The sequence below is a fragment of the Allobosea sp. CRIB-10 genome (assembly GCF_900112185.1).
In the GTDB taxonomy this organism is placed as follows: domain Bacteria; phylum Pseudomonadota; class Alphaproteobacteria; order Rhizobiales; family Beijerinckiaceae; genus Allobosea.
On sequence record NZ_FOKP01000029.1, the window covers coordinates 1 to 16,594 of the forward strand.

Below are 16,594 nucleotides of genomic sequence, written 5' to 3' on the forward strand. Positions count from 1 at the left end.
GCCCGAAAGCTCGTCACAATCCTCAACGCCGTCATCCGGGACAGACAACCATGGCGCGAACAAACCGCTTGACCAACAAGACAGTCGCTCACCCCGACCCTCCCCCGCAAGGGGAGAGGGGTTCTGCGCGCGGCTCCCTCGCTCAAACTCCCTTCAGCACCCAAACCGAGATCTTCTTGATCTCGGCATCCTTCAGCGCCCGCGCCACCGGCATAGACCGAATAGTCACGCGTACCGCCATCGTCCCGGCTGCATATCGCTTTTGCGGCCATCGTGCCCGGGCGTATTGTGAGCCAGGCAGCCCTTCGATGTGAGGGCACCTGATCTTCCAATCGGGAGGACGCCATGGGACGCAAATTCATCGACTGCCGTGAGTTTCCCAGCGAGATGAACTGCTCGATCGCGATCGGCGCCGATAGCGAGGGCGAATTGCTGGAGGCCGCCGTCCAGCATGCCGTCAAGGTTCACGGGCATCAGGATACCCCCGAATTGCGGGACATGCTCAAGAGCGTCATCAAGGACGGCATGCCCCCGGAGAAAGCGCCGAGCCGGCCCGCCTGAGCGCGAGCTTCCGCCGCCTACCGCCTACCGCCTCTCGCCCGCCAGCCGCCAGACCGAGCTCTTCTTGATCTCGGCATCCTCCAGCGCGCGCGTCACCGGCACCTGATAGGTCGCGACTTCGGCGAGCCTGTCCTTGGGCAGATAGCTGCGGCCGGGATCGCCGATCAGCACGGTCGCGCCGCGCCGGGACAGGCCTGAGAGCCAGTCGATCACCTGCGCCGCCAGCTCGCGCTCATAGCAGATGTCGCCGGCGAGGATGACGTCCCAGCCCTGGTCGAGGCCAAGGAGATCGTCGAGCCGGGCCTCGATAGACACCCCGTTCGCCCCTGCATTGAGACCGATCGCCGCTCCAGCGAAGGCGTCGATATCGGCCGCGATCACCTCTGCCGCCCCCGCCTTGGCCGCCGCGATGGCGACGAGGCCGGAGCCGCTGGCGAAATCGAGCACGCGCTTGGCCCGCACGACCTCCGGATGGTCGAGAATGTAGCGCGCCAGCGCCTGCCCGCCGGCCCAGGCGAAGGCCCAGAAGGGCGGCGGCAGGCCGATCGTCGCCAACTCGTCCTCGGTCTTCTGCCAGAGCTCGGTCGCCTCCTCGGCGACATGCAACGAGATCTCCGGCGCATGCGGCACCGGCAAGAGCCGCGTATGGGCGCGGATGAAGGCGAGCCGGTCCAGCGTGGCGTCGCTTTCGCTCACGCGACCAGATCCGCCTGGCGCTGCCCGAGCAGCGAGCGATAGAGCGCCTTCACCCCGTCCATCACGTCGCGCTCGGTATAGCCGGCGAGCAGGCGCTCGCGCGCGCTCACTCCCATGCGCTCGACCTGACCGGGCGAGGCCGCCAGCGTCACCAGCGCCTGCGCCAGCGCGGCGATGTCGTTGGCCGGCACGACGAAGCCGTCCTGGCCGGTGCGGACGAAGGAGCGGCAGCCCGGCACGTCGGTAGTCAGCAGCGCCCGCCCGCAGGCGGCGCCCTCCAGCAAGGTGCGTGGCAGACCCTCGCCACCGCGCGAGGGCAGGCAGCAGACATGGTGCTTGCGCCAGACGCCCTCGATATCGCGCGTCGGCCCGGCCCAATTGATCCCCGGCCGCGCCGACCATTCGCGCAGGGTCGCCTCCGGCACCGCCTTCGGGTTGGAGCGGTCGGGCGCGCCATGCAGGGTCAGCTCGACCCGTGCGCCCTGCTTGCGCGCCAGGGTCACCGCCTCGACCGCGAGATCGACGCCCTTCGACCAGAGCATGCGGGCGACGAGCGCGACCTTGAGCGGCGGCTGCGGCGGCATCGGCTCCGGCATCAGGATCAGCGGATCGACCCCGGCGCCGCCGACGATCGCGACCTTCGCCCCATCGGCCGGATCGAGCCCGAGCGTGACGGGATCGTCGGGATTCTCGAACAGGAAGCGCACCAGCGGCCCGTCGATCGCCTCGCGCAGCCAGAGCTTTGCGCCCAGCCGCGCCGCATCGGCAAGTCCGCCCTCGCGCGCTCCGAGGAAGCCAAGCCCGGTGAGGGCGTAGACCCGCCGCTCGACCCCGGCGAGCCTTCCGGCCAGGCCGGCGAGCGCGATCGGCTTCAGCGCGATGCAATGCAGGATATCGGGTTTTTCCCGCTCGATCAGCCGCTTCAGCGCCATGATCTGCTTGACCAGCGCCACCGGCGACAGCGAGCGCCGCTCGGCCTCGAGCGCGATCAGCCTGGCCCCGGTCGCTGCGATCGCCTTGCGATGGGTGCGCTCCCTGGCGATCACGGCGACGTCGAGCCCCATCTCCGCCGCGGCGCGAGCCATCGGCAGGAAATGCGAGGCGAAGAACCAGTCCTCGGTGGCGACGAACAACAGCTTCTGGCGGGCCATGGCGCGCATCAGGCAAAACCGCGCGGGAAGGTCAAGCACTTAACCGCTCTTCCCCCTCAGCCCTCATCCTGAGGAGCGCTCCCCAGGGAGCGCGTCTCGAAGGATGCTCCAGGAGGCTCCGGAGACATCTGGAGCATCCTTCGAGACGCCGCTTCGCGGCTCCTCAGGATGAGGGCTGGGAGAGTTTGCCGCCGCGAGGCAGGGCCGCCATGCCCCACGGTTGCTGGACGCAAAGCGCCGCGCTTGCGACAAGGGCCGCGAGAGGTTCCCTCCAGCGAGAAGAAACATGGACAATCGCAACGACCTTTGGCGTCACGTCGACGCCAGCAAAGAGCGTTTCATCGAACTCAGCGACCGGGTCTGGGCCATTCCCGAGGTCTGCTACACCGAGAAGCGCTCGGTCGCCGAGCATGTCGCCGAGCTCGAGCACCAGGGCTTCCGGATCACGCAAAACGTCGCCGATATCCCGACCGCGGTGATCGGCGAGGCCGGCGAAGGCGGCCCGGTCATCGCCTTCCTCGGCGAGTATGACGCCCTGCCCGGTCTCAGCCAGGAAGCCGGCATCGCCGAGCACCGCGAGATCGAGCCCGGCGGCCACGGCCATGGCTGCGGCCACAACCTGCTCGGCTCGGCCGCCCTGCTCGCTGCGACCGCGATGAAGAACTGGCTCGCCGAGAACAAGCTGCCCGGCCGCGTCCGCTATTACGGCTGCCCGGCCGAGGAAGGCGGCGCCGCCAAGGCCTTCATGGTCCGCGCCGGCGCCTTCAAGGATGCCGACATCGCCATCTCCTGGCACCCCAGCAGCTTCTGGGAGGTCACTCCGCCGCTCTCGCTCGCCAACACCCGCGCCGACTTCATCTTCACCGGCCGCACCTCGCATGCCGCCGCCTCGCCCGAGCTCGGCCGCAGCGCGCTCGATGCCGTCGAACTGATGAGCGTCGGCGTCAACTATATGCGCGAGCACATGCCGAGCGATGCTCGCGTCCACTATGCCCTGCTCGACACGGGCGGGATCGCCCCCAATGTCGTCCAGGCCCATGCCCGCGTGCGCTATTCGATCCGCGCTCGCGACCTGCCGGGGATGTTGGAGCTGGTCGGCCGCGTCAAGAAGATCGCCGAGGGCGCGGCGCTGATGACCGAGACCAGCGTCGAGATGAAAATCGTCTCCGCCGTCTCCAACATGGTCGGCAACGGCCCGCTGGAGCAGGCGCTGCAGGGCATCATGGAAGATCTCGGACCGCCGCATTTCGACGATGCCGACAAGGCGTTCGCCCGCCAGATCCGCGCGACGCTGTCGCAGAAGGACATCGACGCCGTCTGGCGCGCGATCGGCGTGCAGAAGACCGATGCCGAGCTTGCCGACTTCACCGTGCCGCTCGACGCGCCGCGTAACCCGGCGATCGGTTCGACCGATGTCGGCGACGTCAGCTGGGTCGTCCCGACCGTGCAGGCGCATGCGCCCACCGTCGCGATCGGCACGCCCTTCCACACCTGGCAGGTAGTGGCGCAGGGCAAGATGCCGGCTGCGCACAAGGCGATGGTCCAGGTCGCCAAGGCGATGGCCGCGACCGGCGCCGCCGTGCTGACCGATCCCGAGCTGATGGCGGCGGCCAAGGCCGATTTCCAGAAGCGGGTCGCCGCCGATGGCGGCTATGTCTCGCCGGTTCCTCCGGAGGTGAAGCCGCCGCTGACCATGTCCACCGGCGGCTGATCCCCGGCACATGAAAAAGCCCGCCGGGCGAACCGGCGGGCAAGGATTTCGGGCCGGGGAGGAAGGCCCTTTGGGAAACTCGAAACTCAGTAATAGGTGCGGCAGACGCGGCGGGTGCCGACATATTCGCCGTAATAGTTGACGTTATCGACGAGGTGGCAGCGGCGAACCGGGCCGGGGCCGTAGGCATAGGCCGGGGCGTAGCCGCCATCATAGTAGCCATAGGCCGGGCCGCTGGCCGCGCCGGCGGCGAGAGCGCCGAGGGCGAGCGCACCGACGATGCCGGCGCCGATCGCAGCGCCGCGATAGCGCGGGCGGGCCTCGGCATCAGAGGTGGCGAAAACGGAAGCGCCGATCGCGAGGGCGGCAAGGGCGGCGGCGAAGCTCTTCTTGGTACGGGTCATGTTCGTTCTCCGATCTGGTAGCCGGGTGGCGAACTGTTCGCCATGCAGCAGGCTTGTCGGTCGCTGGACCGGAATCGCGCGGGTCACATAAAAAATTTCCAAAATGTCGCGAGGTTCCCATTCGAGCCGACAACGGTGGCTTGCCGGCGGGCGCCGGATGTCGTCGAATCGGCATCTCTGGACGGAGAAACCACGCCATGACGATCGCCCAGCTCGCTCTCGCCATCGCTATCGCCACCCTGCCGGCTGCGCCGCTCCGGGCCGAGCAATGGGTCAGCGGCTACACCAGCCACGACTACGCGAAATGCCGCAAGGACCAGGGCAATGGCGATCCTGTCTCGGTGCATCGCTGCCCCGGCAAGGCCGGCATCACGGTGATCTGGACCGCTGGCGACGATTCATCGGCGGTCGAGTTCGGCACCAAGGCGCTGCAGGAGACGATCTCCGACAAGGCCGCTTTCTTCGAGGCGGGTAAGACGATCGAATGGCGCGGGCCGAAGGGCGGCAAGCCGCAGGCGGCGATCCTGCGCTACGCCACCGGGCAGAATGTCGGCAAGCTCGACGGCAGCCGGCTCGTCGTCCACCGGCTCGCGCCGGACGGCACTTCCTGCATCGTCGGCAGCGTCGACGCCCGCAAGCCGGACGCCAATGCCGCGGCCCGCCGCCTCGCCGACGAGAAGGCGCCGGGCTTCCGCTGCGGCCAGGACATCCGCAGCGAAGACTGAGAGCTCAGCCGTAGAGATATTTCGGCAGCCAGAGCGCGATGCCGGGGAAGACGTAGACCAGGACCATCGCCACCAGCACGATCCAGAGGAAGGGCAGCACGCCCGAGAAGATCTGGTTGATGGTGACGTGCGGCGGCGCGATGCCCTTCAGGTAAAAGGGCGCCATCGCCACCGGCGGCGACAGGAACGAGGTCTGGATGTTCAGGGCAATCAGGATGCCGAAGAACAGCGGATCGATCTTGAAGAACTCCAGCAGCGGTAGGAAGATCGGCACGAAGATCACGATGATCTCGGTCCATTCCAGCGGCCAGCCGAGCACGAAGATGATCAGCTGCGCCACGATCAGGAACATGGTCGGCGACAGGTTGAGCGCCGTGACCAGGCTCTTGATCGGCTCGTGACCGCCGAGGATGGCGAAGATCGACGAGAAGATGAAGGAGCCGACGAAAAGCCAGCAGACCATGGCCGAGGTCCGCGCCGTCAGGATCACCGATTCCTTGACCTTGGTGAAGGAGAGCGAGCGGTAGGCGGCGGCGAGGATCAGGCTGCCGAGCGAGCCGATCGCGGCTGCCTCGGTCGGCGTCGCCAAGCCGAAGAAGATCGCCCCCAGCACCGACATGATCAGGATGGTGAGCGGGAAGAAGCTGGTCGCGAGTGCCCAGATGACCGACGTCCAGGGGACCTCTGTCTGCTCTTTCGGCAGCTTGGGCGCCAGACTCGGATCGCGCCAGCAGCGGATCAGCACATAGAGCATGTAGAGCGAGGCGAGCAGCAGGCCGGGAAAGAGCGCGGCGGCATAGAGCTTCGGCACCGAGACGCCGGCGGTCGCGCCGTAGAGGATCAGCATCACCGACGGCGGGATCAGGATGCCCAGGCAGCCGCCGGCGCAGACCACACCGGCAGAGAGCCTGACGTCGTAGCCGGCCCGCAGCATCGCCGGGAAGGCGAGCAGCCCCATCAGCGTCACCACCGCGCCGACGATGCCGGTCGCGGTCGCGAAGATCGCGCAGGTGGCCAGCGTCGCGATCGCCAGCGAGCCCGGCACATTGCCGAGCGCGAGCTGGATCGAATGGAACAGCCGGTCGAGGATGTTCGCCCGCTCGATGATGTAGCCCATGAAGATGAAGAGCGGGATCGAGACCAGGACGTCGTTGGCCATCACCGAATAGGTGCGCTGGACCACGAGGTTGAACACTGTGTCGCCCATCGCCCAGTAGCCGAAGCCGACGCCGAGCGCCATCAGCGTGAAGGCGATTGGGAAGCCGAGCATGATGAAGACGATGAACAGGACGAGCATCACCACGCCCAGTTCCGGATTGCCCATGCCCAGCATCAGACCGTTCTCCCTGCGTCTGACGCGCTTTGGGCGGCCTGTTCGAGAATGAGCTTCTCGGTTTCCTCGACGTCGTGCAGTCGCGGCGGCCATTCGCCGGTGCGCAGGCAGATGACGCAGCGTGCCACCTCGGCTAGGCCCTGCAGCGTCATCAGCGCACCGGCGATCGGAATCAGCGATTTGAAGTGATAGAGCGGCGGCCCGTTCGGCGAATTCGAGGAATGCTCGCCGATCATCCAGGAAAAGGCCGCGAACTTGTAGCCGGCCCAGGCCAGCGCGATGATCCCGGGAAAGAAGAACAGGATGTAGAGCGCAAGATCGAGCCTGGCCTGCGTACGCGGACTCCATTCGCGGTAGAGGAAGTCGCCGCGCACATGCGCGTTGCGGGCGAGCGCATAGGGCCCGGCCAGCATGAACAGCGTGCCGTAGAGGATGTAGCTGACGTCGAAGGCCCATTCGGTCGGCGCCCGCAGCGCATAGCGCGAGAACACCTCGTAGCTGATCGCCAGCGTCAGGATCAGGATCGTCCAGCCGGCGAGCTTGCCGATGGCGGTGTTGAACTTGTCGATCACGAGGATCAGTTTCATCCGCGTCCGTCGCCTGCTGTTCCGGGATTGGCGAAGAACGCCCGCCATCATGGTGATGGCGGGCGCGGGCTTGGGCGAGGCAGCGGACGTCAGGTCTTGAAGAAGTGGTTGAAGGCGAGGTCGCGCGAGGGCTCATTCAGCCGCTCGAAGGAGACGGTGCGCTTGACCCAGGCCTTCTGGCTGTCGACCACCTTCTTGAAGAAGGCGTTCTCGCCGCCGAGCTTCTCCAGCACCTTGTCCCAGGCGGCGAGTTGGGCCTTGAGGATCGCCTCGGGCGTCGCCACGATGTTGACGCCCTTCGAGCGCAGCAGCTCCAGATCCTTGGAATAGCGGTCGAGCGCCTTCCAGTTCATGTCGGACGAGGCCGACTCGCCGGCATATTTCACGATCGCCTTGAGTTCGGGCGAGAGCGCGTCGAACTTGGTCTTGTTGAAGAGCAGCTCGAAGCTCTCCGCCGCCTGGTGATAGCTCTGCAGCATGTAGACCTTGGCGACGTCCTGGAAGCCGAGGATCGAATCCGAGGACGGGTTGTTGAACTCGGCGCCGTCGATGACGCCGCGCTCCAGCGCCGGCACGATCTCGCCGCCGGCGAGGATGGTGACGGCGGCGCCCATCTCGCGCATCAGGTCGGCGGCGAGGCCGACGGTGCGGTATTTCAGGCCCTTGAAGTCGTCGGCCGTCTTCAGCTCCTTCTTGAACCAGCCGAGCGGCTGGCATGGCATCGGCCCGGAGAAGAAGCCGACCAGGTTGAGCTTGAGCTGGTTCTGGACGAGGTCGTTGTAGAGATCGTAGCCGCCGCCATGGTTCATCCAGCCGAGGAAGTTGGTGGCGTCCCAGCCCAGCGCAGGCGGCGTGCCGAACAGCGAGAACGCCTTGTTCTTGCCGTACCAATAGGCGGAGACGCCATGGCCGCCGTCGAGGATGCCGGCCGCGACCGCGTCCTGCATCTGGAAGGCCGGCACCACCGCGCCCGCAGCGAGCACGTCCATCTTCAGGCGGCCGCCGGACATGTCGTTGACCCGCTTGGCGAAATCGCCGGCGAATTCGTGGAAGATGTCCTTGGTCGGCCAGGTCGACTGGAACTTCCAGGTCAGCGTCTGCGCCCGGCTCACCTGCGGCATGGCGATCGCGCCGGCGCCCGCGAGGCCGGCTACTTTCAGGAAGTTACGTCGATTGGCGGGCGTCTTCGTCGCTTTGGACGTCATGGTCTCTCCCCAGAGAAATGGCGCCGTTGAAGCCGGCGAGCATTGTTTGCGGCTCTGCTGGCCGGTCGGACTGAGAGTTTCGGCAGTGCGGGGAGATGGCAAGCCGAACGGACTATAACTTTAGTTGTAAGTGAAACGAATACCGTTCCCGTACGGAACGAGTGCTATTCCCACGTGGAAAGAACGGGTGCCGCGAGCGCCCATCCGTCAAAGAAAAACGGCGCCGCACAAGGTGCGGCGCCGCGATCGATCGACCAATTCCGATCGAGAATTCGTGTTCAGCGGCGCTTACCGGCGACCCGCATCTCCATGTACTGCACGGCCTCGAGCAAGACGCGACGCGGCCGCTCGGCATCGCGCTTGGCCTGCTCGGCCTTGCGCTGCACCTCGCGCTCGATCTCGGCCAGGCGTTCGGCCTCCTCGCGCGCCGCCTGCTCGATCGCGGCAAGGCGCTCGGCCTCCAGCCGCTCGGCTTCCTTCTTGGCATCGCGCTCGGCCCGCGCGGCGGCGATCGCCTCGCGCTCGGCCCGACGCTGCACCATCACCGGATCGTCTGGCCCGGGGCGCTTCTTGAAGCGCTCGAGCAGGGCCTTCTTCGCATTGGCGGAATTGGCCTGGCGATCGGTGAAATGGCGGTCGTTCGGGTTCTTCAAGGTTGGCCTTCAGGAGTTGCTCGGGCGAGAATGCCGCCCGCGCGCTGCAAATAGGGCAGCTCGCGGAAGTTTTGTAGTGAAATCAGCGCGGGGTAGCTGCGCCGGCAGCGCGGGGCTTGAGCACCTTCGGCTTCGGCGCCGCGATCAGGCCTTCGCGCTGAGCCTGCTTGCGGGCGAGCTTGCGGGCGCGGCGCACGGCCTCGGCCTTCTCGCGAGCGCGCTGCTCGGACGGCTTCTCATAGGAAGCGCGACGCTTCATCTCGCGGAACACGCCTTCGCGCTGCAATTTCTTCTTCAAAACGCGAATGGCCTGATCGACATTATTGTCGCGCACGAGAACCTGCATCCGTGTCTCCAGCTTTGCAGGATGGAAGGAAAAAGGGTCAGGCAACGCCCGACCCTTTGGGATTTGTGCGCCGCGGTAGCAGAATTCCGCGGCCGGCGCCACCCCTAATCGTATCGCGCACAGCGCATGACGAGCCTGCCCGTCCCATGTTTCTTGGCACGGCCTGATCCAATCGCCCCTGAACCGATATCAGTCACAGATACCGGCCGTTCGTCTCGCTCTTCGCCCGCAAGACCGTGCAACTCGCCGTGGCGCTGCTGCGCGCGCCGCCAGGCCGCCGAGCCCCAAAGCACCGCGCCCGGCACAACAGCAATGCGCCTGCACTGCTTTACAATGCCGGCAATTTAGCCAAGGAACGGCAGCGGGTGGATCCCGCCCGCCAAAGCCCGGTCCCGCCCGTGAACTTGCCTGCCCTCGACCAGTTCCGCCGCATCGTCGTCAAGGTCGGCTCATCCCTGCTCGTCGACCGGGCGCAGGGGCGCCTGCGCCATGCCTGGCTCGCCGCGCTGGCCGAGGATCTCGCCGAACTGCATGGGCGCGGTGCCGATGTCCTCGTCGTCTCGTCGGGAGCGATCGCGCTCGGCCGCACCGTGCTGAAGCTGCCAGCCGGCCCGCTCCGGCTCGAGGAGAGCCAGGCTTCCGCCGCGATCGGGCAGATCGCGCTCGCCCGCAACTGGTCGGAAGCGCTCGGCCATCACGGCCTCAATGCCGGCCAGATCCTGCTGACGCTGGCCGACACTGAGGAACGCCGACGTTACCTCAACGCCCGCGCCACGCTGGGGCGCCTGCTCGACCTGCGCGCCGTGCCCGTGATCAACGAGAACGACACCGTCGCCACCTCCGAGATCCGCTATGGCGACAATGATCGGCTCGCCGCCCGCGTCGCCACCATGGCCGGCGCCGATCTGCTGGTGCTGTTCTCCGACATCGACGGGCTCTACACCGCCCCGCCACTGTCGAGCCCGGACGCCAGGCATATCCCGGTGATCCCGGCGATCACGCCCGCGATCGAGGCGATGGCGGGTGGCGCCGCCTCCGAGCTCTCGCGCGGCGGCATGCGCACCAAGATCGAAGCCGGCAAGATCGCGACCGCCGGCGGCGCCCATATGCTGATCGCCGACGGCCGGGCCAAGAATCCGCTGCGCGCCGTCAGCGAGGGCGCGCGCTGCTCCTGGTTCCTCAGCGCTTCGACGCCCGCCACCGCGCGCAAGACCTGGATCGCCGGCTCGCTCGAGCCGCGCGGCACCCTCCATGTCGACGACGGCGCCGCCCGGGCGCTGCGCGGCGGCGCGAGCCTGCTGCCGGTCGGCGTCACCCGGATCGAAGGCGCCTTCAGCCGTGGCGACGCCGTGATGATCCGCGCCGGCGACGGCAGCGAGCTCGGCCGCGGCCTCGTCGCCTATGACGCGGACGAAGCCGTGCGCGTGCTCGGCAAGGCCTCGCGCGAGATCGAGGCCGTGCTCGGCTATCCCGGCCGCGCCGAGATGATTCATCGGGACGACATGGCGCTGCGCCTCGGCTACGATCCCGATGCGTGAGGAAACTTCGGGCCTATAATGACCAGCGAAAGCGCAAGGCGCGCCCCAGCGCCCGACAATGAGAACGGCGACGTCGCCGCGCTGATGCGCGGGCTCGGCCGAGCCGCCCGCGCCGCCGCGCGCCGGGTCGGCACCGCGCCGGCCGAGCAACGCAACCGTGCGCTCATCGCAATGGCCAACGCCCTGCGCAAGCGTGCTCCGGCGATCCTTGCCGCCAACCAGCAGGACCTCGCCGATGCGCGCGCATCCGGCCTGATCACTTCATTCATCGATCGCCTGACCCTCGACGAGGCTCGATTGGAGGCGGTCGCCCAGGCTGTCGCCGATATCGCCGCCCTGCCCGATCCCGTCGGCCGCGTGCTGGCGAGCTGGACGCAGCCCAACGGCCTCGCCTTCGAGCGTGTCGCCACCCCGCTCGGCGTCGTCGCCGTGATCTTCGAGAGCCGTCCCAACGTCACGGCGGACGCCGGTGCGCTCTGCCTGAAGAGCGGCAATGTCGCGATCCTGCGGGCTGGCTCGGACAGCTTCCGCAGCTCCAGCGAGATCGCCGCCGCAATGCAGGATGGGCTTAGCCTCACCGGCCTGCCACGCGAGGCGATCCAGCTGGTGCCCAGCCGCGACCGCGCCGCCGTCGGCGAGATTCTCAAGGGACTCGATGGTAACGTCGACGTCGTCGTGCCGCGCGGCGGCAAGAGCCTGGTGGCGCGTGTGCAGCAAGAGGCGCGCGTGCCGGTCTTCGCCCATCTCGACGGCAACAACCATGTCTACGTCCATGCGCAGGCCGATCTCGCCATGGCCCGCGCGATCCTCATCAACGCCAAGCTGCGCCGCACCGGCGTCTGCGGCGCGGCCGAGACGCTGCTAGTCGACGAGGCCTGCGCGGCGACGCATCTGAAACCGCTGGTCGCCGCCTTGCTCGACGAAGGCTGCGCCGTGCGCGGCGACGAGGCGGCTCTCGCCGTCGACCCGCGCGTCGCGCCCGCGAGCGAAGAGGACTGGCGCACCGAATATCTCGACCGCATCATCGCGGTGAAGACCGTGCCGGGCCTCGATGCCGCCATCGCCCACATCGAGACCTACGGCTCGCATCATACCGATGCGATCGTCACGGCTGATGATATCGCCGCCACCCGCTTCCTCGCCGAGGTCGATTCGGCGATTGTCCTGCACAACGCCTCGACCCAGTTCGCCGATGGCGGCGAGTTCGGCTTCGGCGCCGAGATCGGCATCGCCACCGGCCGCATGCATGCGCGCGGCCCGGTCGGCGTCGAGCAGCTCTGCTCCTTCAAGTACCGGGTCCACGGTCAGGGTCAGGTCCGCCCGTGAGCGCCGAAGAGCTACGCCTGCCGCCGCACGCCCCCGGTCTGCGCATCGGGCTGTTCGGCGGCACCTTCAACCCGGCCCATGACGGCCACCGCATGGCGAGTCTGACCGCTTTGCGCCGGCTCCAGCTCGACCGGGTCTGGTGGCTGGTGACGCCCGGCAATCCGCTGAAGGACAACCACGCCCTGCCGCCGCTGGCCCAGCGCATCGCCCAGGCCCGCGCGCTCGCCGACCATGGCCACATCAACGTCACCGGCATCGAGGCGACCCTGCGCACGCGATACACCGCCGACACCCTGCGCCAGCTCAAGCGCCGCTGCCCCGGTGTGCGCTTCGTCTGGATCATGGGTTCGGACAATCTCGCCAATTTCCACCGCTGGAACGAATGGCGCGCCATCGCCCGGATGATGCCGATCGCGGTGATCGACCGCCCCGGCTCGACCCATCGCTCGATCGCCTCGCCCGCCGCCAACTGGATGGCGCGCTGGCGTCTGTCGGAGAATCAGGGCGCCGCTTTGCCGGTCCGCACCCCACCGGCCTGGATCTTCCTGCACGGCCGGCGCTCCGATTTGTCCTCGACCTATCTGCGCGAACTCGCCGAAAGCAATTGAACTCGCCCCCTCCGGCGCTTAAATTGGGGGTGTCGCGCCTTGAGCGCGTCGTCACGTGAGGATACGGCACTGAACCGTCAATCCATCGGCGAAGCCGGCACCGAGCCGCTTCCCCCGGCTGCCATCACAGAGAACCCCGCCGCGAGCAGCATCGCGCTCGCCTTGCAGGTCCTGGAGGACATGAAGGCCGAGGACGCCACCGTGATCGACCTCGTCGGCAAGACCTCGCTGGCCGACGCCATGATCATCGCTTCCGGCCGGGTCAACCGCCACGTCGCCTCGATCTCCGACAGCTTGGTCGAGGCCTTCAAGAAGGCCGGCCACGAGACACCGAAGGTCGAGGGCTTTCCCGCCTGCGACTGGGTGCTGATCGACACCGGCGACCTGATCATCCACGTCTTCCGGCCGGAAGTGCGCCAGTTCTACAATCTCGAGAAGATGTGGGGCGCCGACCGGCCGCGCGAGCGTCTCGACGGCTGAGCCTCTTCGTCCGTGCGCCTGTCGGTCATCGCGGTCGGCCGCCTCAAGGACGGGCCGGAGCGTGATCTTTGCGCCCGCTACCAGGAGCGAGCTCAGGGCCTTGCCCGAGGGCTCGGTCTGAGCGGTCCTGAGGTCATCGAGCTCGCCGAGGGCCGAGGCCGCCGCACCGAGGAACGCCGCCGCGAGGAGGCGAAGCTGATCGGCGAGCGCTTGCCGCCCTCCGGGCTCATCATCGCTTTGGACGAGCGCGGCAAGAGCCTCGACAGCGATGCCTTCGCCAATCGTCTCGCCGCCGCACGCGATGCCGGCACGCCGGCCGCGACGCTGCTGATCGGCGGCGCCGACGGGCTCGATACCGAGCTGCGCGAGCGCGCCGCGCTGGTGCTCTGCTTCGGCGCCCTGACCATCCCGCACCAGATCGTCCGTGCGCTCGTGCTCGAACAGCTCTATCGGGCGATGACGATCATGGCCGGACACCCCTATCATCGCGCATGACCCGTCATTCCCGGCTGATTCGAACCGCACGCTTGCTCCGGCTCTGGCCGGCGCTGCTTTGCGCTTGCCTGGCAGCCGGCCATGCCATCGCCCAGAATGCCCCTGAATCCGAGCAGGCCGCCCGCGACACCGAGCAGAAGCGTGAGGAAAAGCGCGCCCGCGAGGCCGAGCTCAAGGCGATCGAGGAACGGCTCGCCGGCAACGCCGACGCCCGTGCGAAGCTCGAAGCCGAGATCGCCGGCATCCGCGCCGACCGGACCAAGCTCAACCAGGCGCTGCTCGACACCACCTCCCGAACCCAGGCCGCCGAAGGCCGTATCGCCGGGCTCGAGCAGCGTCTCTCCCTGCTGCAGACCAGCGAGACCGCGATCCGGCGCTCGCTCGAGAGCCGGCGCGGCCTGATCGGCGAGGTGCTGGCGGCGCTGCAGCGAATCGGACGCCGGCCGCCGCCGGCGGTGCTGGTCCGCCCTGAGGACATCCTCGAAGCGGTGCGCGCCTCCATGCTGCTAGGCGCGGTCGTCCCCGATCTGCGCCAGGAGATCACCATCCTCGGCACCGATCTCGCCGAGCTGGTGCGCCTGCGAGAAGCCATCGCCGAGGAGCGCAAGGCCATCGCCGGCGAGATGGAGGGTCTGGCCGGCGAGCGCCGGCGACTCGCCTCGCTGATCGAAGCCCGGCGCGCCCGCGAGGCGAGCGCCGCCCAGGACATCGAATCTCAACGCGCCGCCGGCGGCGAGCTTGCGGCGCAAGCCAGGACGTTGCGCGATCTCGTCGAGCGCATCGAGAAGGACATTTCCGCCGCCACCCGTGCCGCCGACGCCGCCCGGCGCGCGCTCGAGGCGGAAACGCAGGAGCAGCGCCAGCGCATGGCCCAGCTCGCTTTCCGCGATCCGGCCCGGCTCGCGCCCAAGGCGGCCTTCCAGGAACTGCGCGGCATGCTGCCACTGCCGGTCGCCGGTTCACAATTGCGTGGATTTGGCGCAACCGACGAAGTTGGCGCTGCAACCCGCGGAATTTCACTGTCGACGCGGCAAAATGCCGTGGTTTCGTCACCTTCCGATGGCTGGGTGGTCTATGCTGGGCCGTTCCGCTCCTTTGGCCAACTCTTGATCCTCAATGCCGGCAATGGTTACTATATTCTCATGGCGGGCATGCAGCGCATCGACGTCTCGCTGAACCAGTTTGTGCTGGCTGGAGAGCCGGTTGCGGTGATGGGCGAGACCGCGGAAGCGGCCGCGACGAATGTAGGAACGGGGACCGGAGAGCCGGTCCTCTATGTCGAATTCAGGAAAGACGGCGTCTCGATCGATCCGACGCCGTGGTGGACGAAATCGCAAGGCGAAAAGGTTCGCGGATGATGCGCAAGGTTTCTCTCGTTCTGGTCGGCGCCATCGCCGGCGCGGGGCTCACCGGTGTGGTGACCCAGACCAAGCTGCTCTCCTCGACCAGCGCGGTCGCGGCTTCGGCCGAGGTCTATCGCAGCCTCAATCTCTTCGGCGACATCTTCGAGAAGATTCGCACCGACTATGTCGAGAAGCCAGACGAGCAGAAGCTGATCGAGGCCGCCATCAACGGCATGGTCTCCTCGCTGGATCCGCACTCGGCCTATCTCGACGCCAAGAGCTTCCGCGACATGGACATCGACATGCGCGGCCAGTTCGGCGGCCTCGGCATCGAGGTGACCATGGAGAACGAGGTTCTCAAGGTCGCCAAGCCGATCCGCGACACGCCCGCCTCCAAGGCCGGCATCCTGGCCGGCGACATCATCCGCAAGATCGACAATGACGAGGTCAAGGGCCTCAGCCTGAACCAGGCCGTCGAGAAGATGCGCGGCATCATCAACACGCAGGTCAAGCTGACGATCGAGCGCACCGGCAAGGCCGAGCCGCTGGAGTTCACCCTGACCCGCTCCAACATCGTCGTCCCGGCGGTGGAGGAACGCGTCGAGAGCGATGTCGGCTATATCCGCATCGGCACCTTCAGCGAGCAGACCTATGAAGGCCTGCGCAAGGCGCTCGACAAGGTCAACAGCGAGATCGGCGTCGACAAGGTCAAGGGCTACATCATCGACCTGCGCAACAACCGCGGCGGCCGTCTCGACCAATCGGTATTGGTCTCCGACGCCTTCCTCGAGCGCGGCAAGATCGTCTCGACTCGCGGCCGCAACGCCGAGGAGACCCAGGTCTTCAACGCCAAGTCGGGCGATCTGACCAAGGGCAAGCCGGTCGTCGTTCTGATCAACGGCTCCTCGGCCTCCGCGGCAGAGATCGTCGCCGGCGCCCTGCAGGACCACAAGCGCGCCACCGTCATGGGCTCGCGTTCCTTCGGCAAGGGCTCGGTGCAGACCGTGATCCGTCTCGGCGACAATGGCGGCCTGCGTCTGACCACGGCGCGCTACTACACCCCGTCCGGCAACTCGATCCAGGCCAAGGGCATCACGCCCGATATCGAGATCATCCAAGACGTGCCGGCCGAGTTGAAGGACAAGGTCGAGAACAAGGGCGAAGCCTCGCTCAAGGGCCATCTGCGCAATGGCGACGGCAAGGAAGAGCAGGCCGGCTCGCCCTCCTATGTCCCGATCGACCCGGCCAAGGACACCCAGCTAGCCGCGGCGCTCAATTTGCTGCGCGGCAAGAAAGACGTGGCCCTGCCCGCCAATCCGGCGCCTGCCACGCCGGCTCCGGCCCCCGCTCCGGAGGCTGGCAAGTCCAACTGAGCCGGCCGGCCGGCTCTGCCGACAACTCGGCACTTGTGCAACGGCCGCAGGGGATTGTT

The 16,594-nt window shown here is 67.5% G+C and carries 18 protein-coding genes; 10 read left to right on the forward strand and 8 right to left on the reverse strand.

What is annotated here, in order from left to right; translation table 11 throughout:
- Positions 1-345 precede the first annotated feature (345 nt).
- Entirely contained in the window at positions 346-561 is a 216-nt protein-coding gene (locus tag BMZ69_RS26275; RefSeq protein ID WP_092162489.1) for a DUF1059 domain-containing protein, read from the forward strand.
- 24 nt (positions 562-585) lie between these two features.
- Here the strand turns inward: BMZ69_RS26275 and BMZ69_RS26280 are convergent, their stop codons facing one another.
- Positions 586-1,257, reverse strand: a complete 672-nt coding sequence (locus tag BMZ69_RS26280; RefSeq protein ID WP_092162491.1) for a class I SAM-dependent methyltransferase — start codon at positions 1,255-1,257, stop codon at positions 586-588.
- Complete coding sequence (locus BMZ69_RS26285; RefSeq protein WP_092162630.1) at positions 1,254-2,417, reverse strand: glycosyltransferase family 4 protein; 1,164 nt, start codon at positions 2,415-2,417, stop codon at positions 1,254-1,256. The genes BMZ69_RS26280 and BMZ69_RS26285 overlap by 4 nt, the downstream gene beginning before the upstream one ends.
- 277 nt (positions 2,418-2,694) lie before the next feature.
- Between BMZ69_RS26285 and BMZ69_RS26290 the strand changes: the two genes are divergently transcribed.
- Positions 2,695-4,119 (forward strand): M20 family metallopeptidase, encoded by a 1,425-nt coding sequence (locus BMZ69_RS26290; protein ID WP_092162493.1) that lies wholly within the window; start codon positions 2,695-2,697, stop codon positions 4,117-4,119.
- 86 nt (positions 4,120-4,205) lie between these two features.
- On the opposite strand, the gene BMZ69_RS26295 is transcribed toward BMZ69_RS26290, so the two are convergent.
- Positions 4,206-4,523, reverse strand: coding sequence for a hypothetical protein (locus tag BMZ69_RS26295; RefSeq protein ID WP_244543549.1), 318 nt, complete (start codon positions 4,521-4,523; stop codon positions 4,206-4,208).
- A gap of 197 nt (positions 4,524-4,720) precedes the next feature.
- Here BMZ69_RS26295 and BMZ69_RS26300 point away from each other — a divergent pair, with 197 nt between their 5' ends.
- On the forward strand, positions 4,721-5,248 hold the full coding sequence (locus BMZ69_RS26300; protein WP_092162495.1) for a hypothetical protein: 528 nt from the start codon (positions 4,721-4,723) through the stop codon (positions 5,246-5,248).
- 4 nt (positions 5,249-5,252) lie between these two features.
- On the opposite strand, the gene BMZ69_RS26305 is transcribed toward BMZ69_RS26300, so the two are convergent.
- The 5 genes from BMZ69_RS26305 to rpsU all read right to left on the reverse strand — a co-directional run bounded on the left by BMZ69_RS26305 (position 5,253) and on the right by rpsU (position 9,372).
- Complete coding sequence (locus tag BMZ69_RS26305) at positions 5,253-6,572, reverse strand: TRAP transporter large permease (RefSeq protein ID WP_175506988.1); 1,320 nt, start codon at positions 6,570-6,572, stop codon at positions 5,253-5,255.
- Between the two features lie 8 nt (positions 6,573-6,580).
- On the reverse strand, positions 6,581-7,168 hold the full coding sequence (locus BMZ69_RS26310) for a TRAP transporter small permease subunit (RefSeq protein WP_092162497.1): 588 nt from the start codon (positions 7,166-7,168) through the stop codon (positions 6,581-6,583).
- Positions 7,169-7,257: 89 nt separating this feature from the next.
- On the reverse strand, positions 7,258-8,373 hold the full coding sequence (locus BMZ69_RS26315; protein WP_092162499.1) for a TRAP transporter substrate-binding protein: 1,116 nt from the start codon (positions 8,371-8,373) through the stop codon (positions 7,258-7,260).
- Between the two features lie 278 nt (positions 8,374-8,651).
- Positions 8,652-9,026 carry a DUF6481 family protein gene (locus BMZ69_RS26320; RefSeq protein ID WP_244543550.1) on the reverse strand — a complete coding sequence of 125 codons (375 nt, stop codon included), beginning with the start codon at positions 9,024-9,026 and terminating at the stop codon, positions 8,652-8,654.
- A gap of 82 nt (positions 9,027-9,108) precedes the next feature.
- A complete protein-coding gene (gene rpsU, locus BMZ69_RS26325; RefSeq protein ID WP_092162500.1) occupies positions 9,109-9,372 on the reverse strand; it encodes a 30S ribosomal protein S21 in 264 nt (87 codons plus the stop codon).
- Positions 9,373-9,770: 398 nt separating this feature from the next.
- Between rpsU and proB the strand changes: the two genes are divergently transcribed.
- From proB to BMZ69_RS26360, 7 genes are all read left to right on the forward strand, one after another.
- Positions 9,771-10,910: a glutamate 5-kinase gene (gene proB / locus BMZ69_RS26330; protein WP_244543551.1), complete on the forward strand. Its 1,140-nt coding sequence runs from the start codon at positions 9,771-9,773 to the stop codon at positions 10,908-10,910.
- Between the two features lie 18 nt (positions 10,911-10,928).
- Positions 10,929-12,236, forward strand: a complete 1,308-nt coding sequence (locus BMZ69_RS26335) for a glutamate-5-semialdehyde dehydrogenase (protein WP_244543552.1) — start codon at positions 10,929-10,931, stop codon at positions 12,234-12,236.
- Positions 12,233-12,844: a nicotinate-nucleotide adenylyltransferase gene (locus BMZ69_RS26340; RefSeq protein ID WP_092162501.1), complete on the forward strand. Its 612-nt coding sequence runs from the start codon at positions 12,233-12,235 to the stop codon at positions 12,842-12,844. The genes BMZ69_RS26335 and BMZ69_RS26340 overlap by 4 nt, the downstream gene beginning before the upstream one ends.
- Before the next feature lie 123 nt (positions 12,845-12,967).
- Positions 12,968-13,324: a ribosome silencing factor gene (rsfS, locus tag BMZ69_RS26345; RefSeq protein WP_244543557.1), complete on the forward strand. Its 357-nt coding sequence runs from the start codon at positions 12,968-12,970 to the stop codon at positions 13,322-13,324.
- A 12-nt stretch (positions 13,325-13,336) separates the two neighbouring features.
- Positions 13,337-13,819, forward strand: coding sequence for a 23S rRNA (pseudouridine(1915)-N(3))-methyltransferase RlmH (gene rlmH, locus BMZ69_RS26350; protein WP_092162503.1), 483 nt, complete (start codon positions 13,337-13,339; stop codon positions 13,817-13,819).
- Between the two features lie 32 nt (positions 13,820-13,851).
- Complete coding sequence (locus BMZ69_RS26355; RefSeq protein ID WP_244543553.1) at positions 13,852-15,177, forward strand: murein hydrolase activator EnvC family protein; 1,326 nt, start codon at positions 13,852-13,854, stop codon at positions 15,175-15,177.
- Positions 15,177-16,535: a S41 family peptidase gene (locus tag BMZ69_RS26360; protein ID WP_092162638.1), complete on the forward strand. Its 1,359-nt coding sequence runs from the start codon at positions 15,177-15,179 to the stop codon at positions 16,533-16,535. The genes BMZ69_RS26355 and BMZ69_RS26360 overlap by 1 nt, the downstream gene beginning before the upstream one ends.
- Positions 16,536-16,594 lie beyond the last annotated feature (59 nt).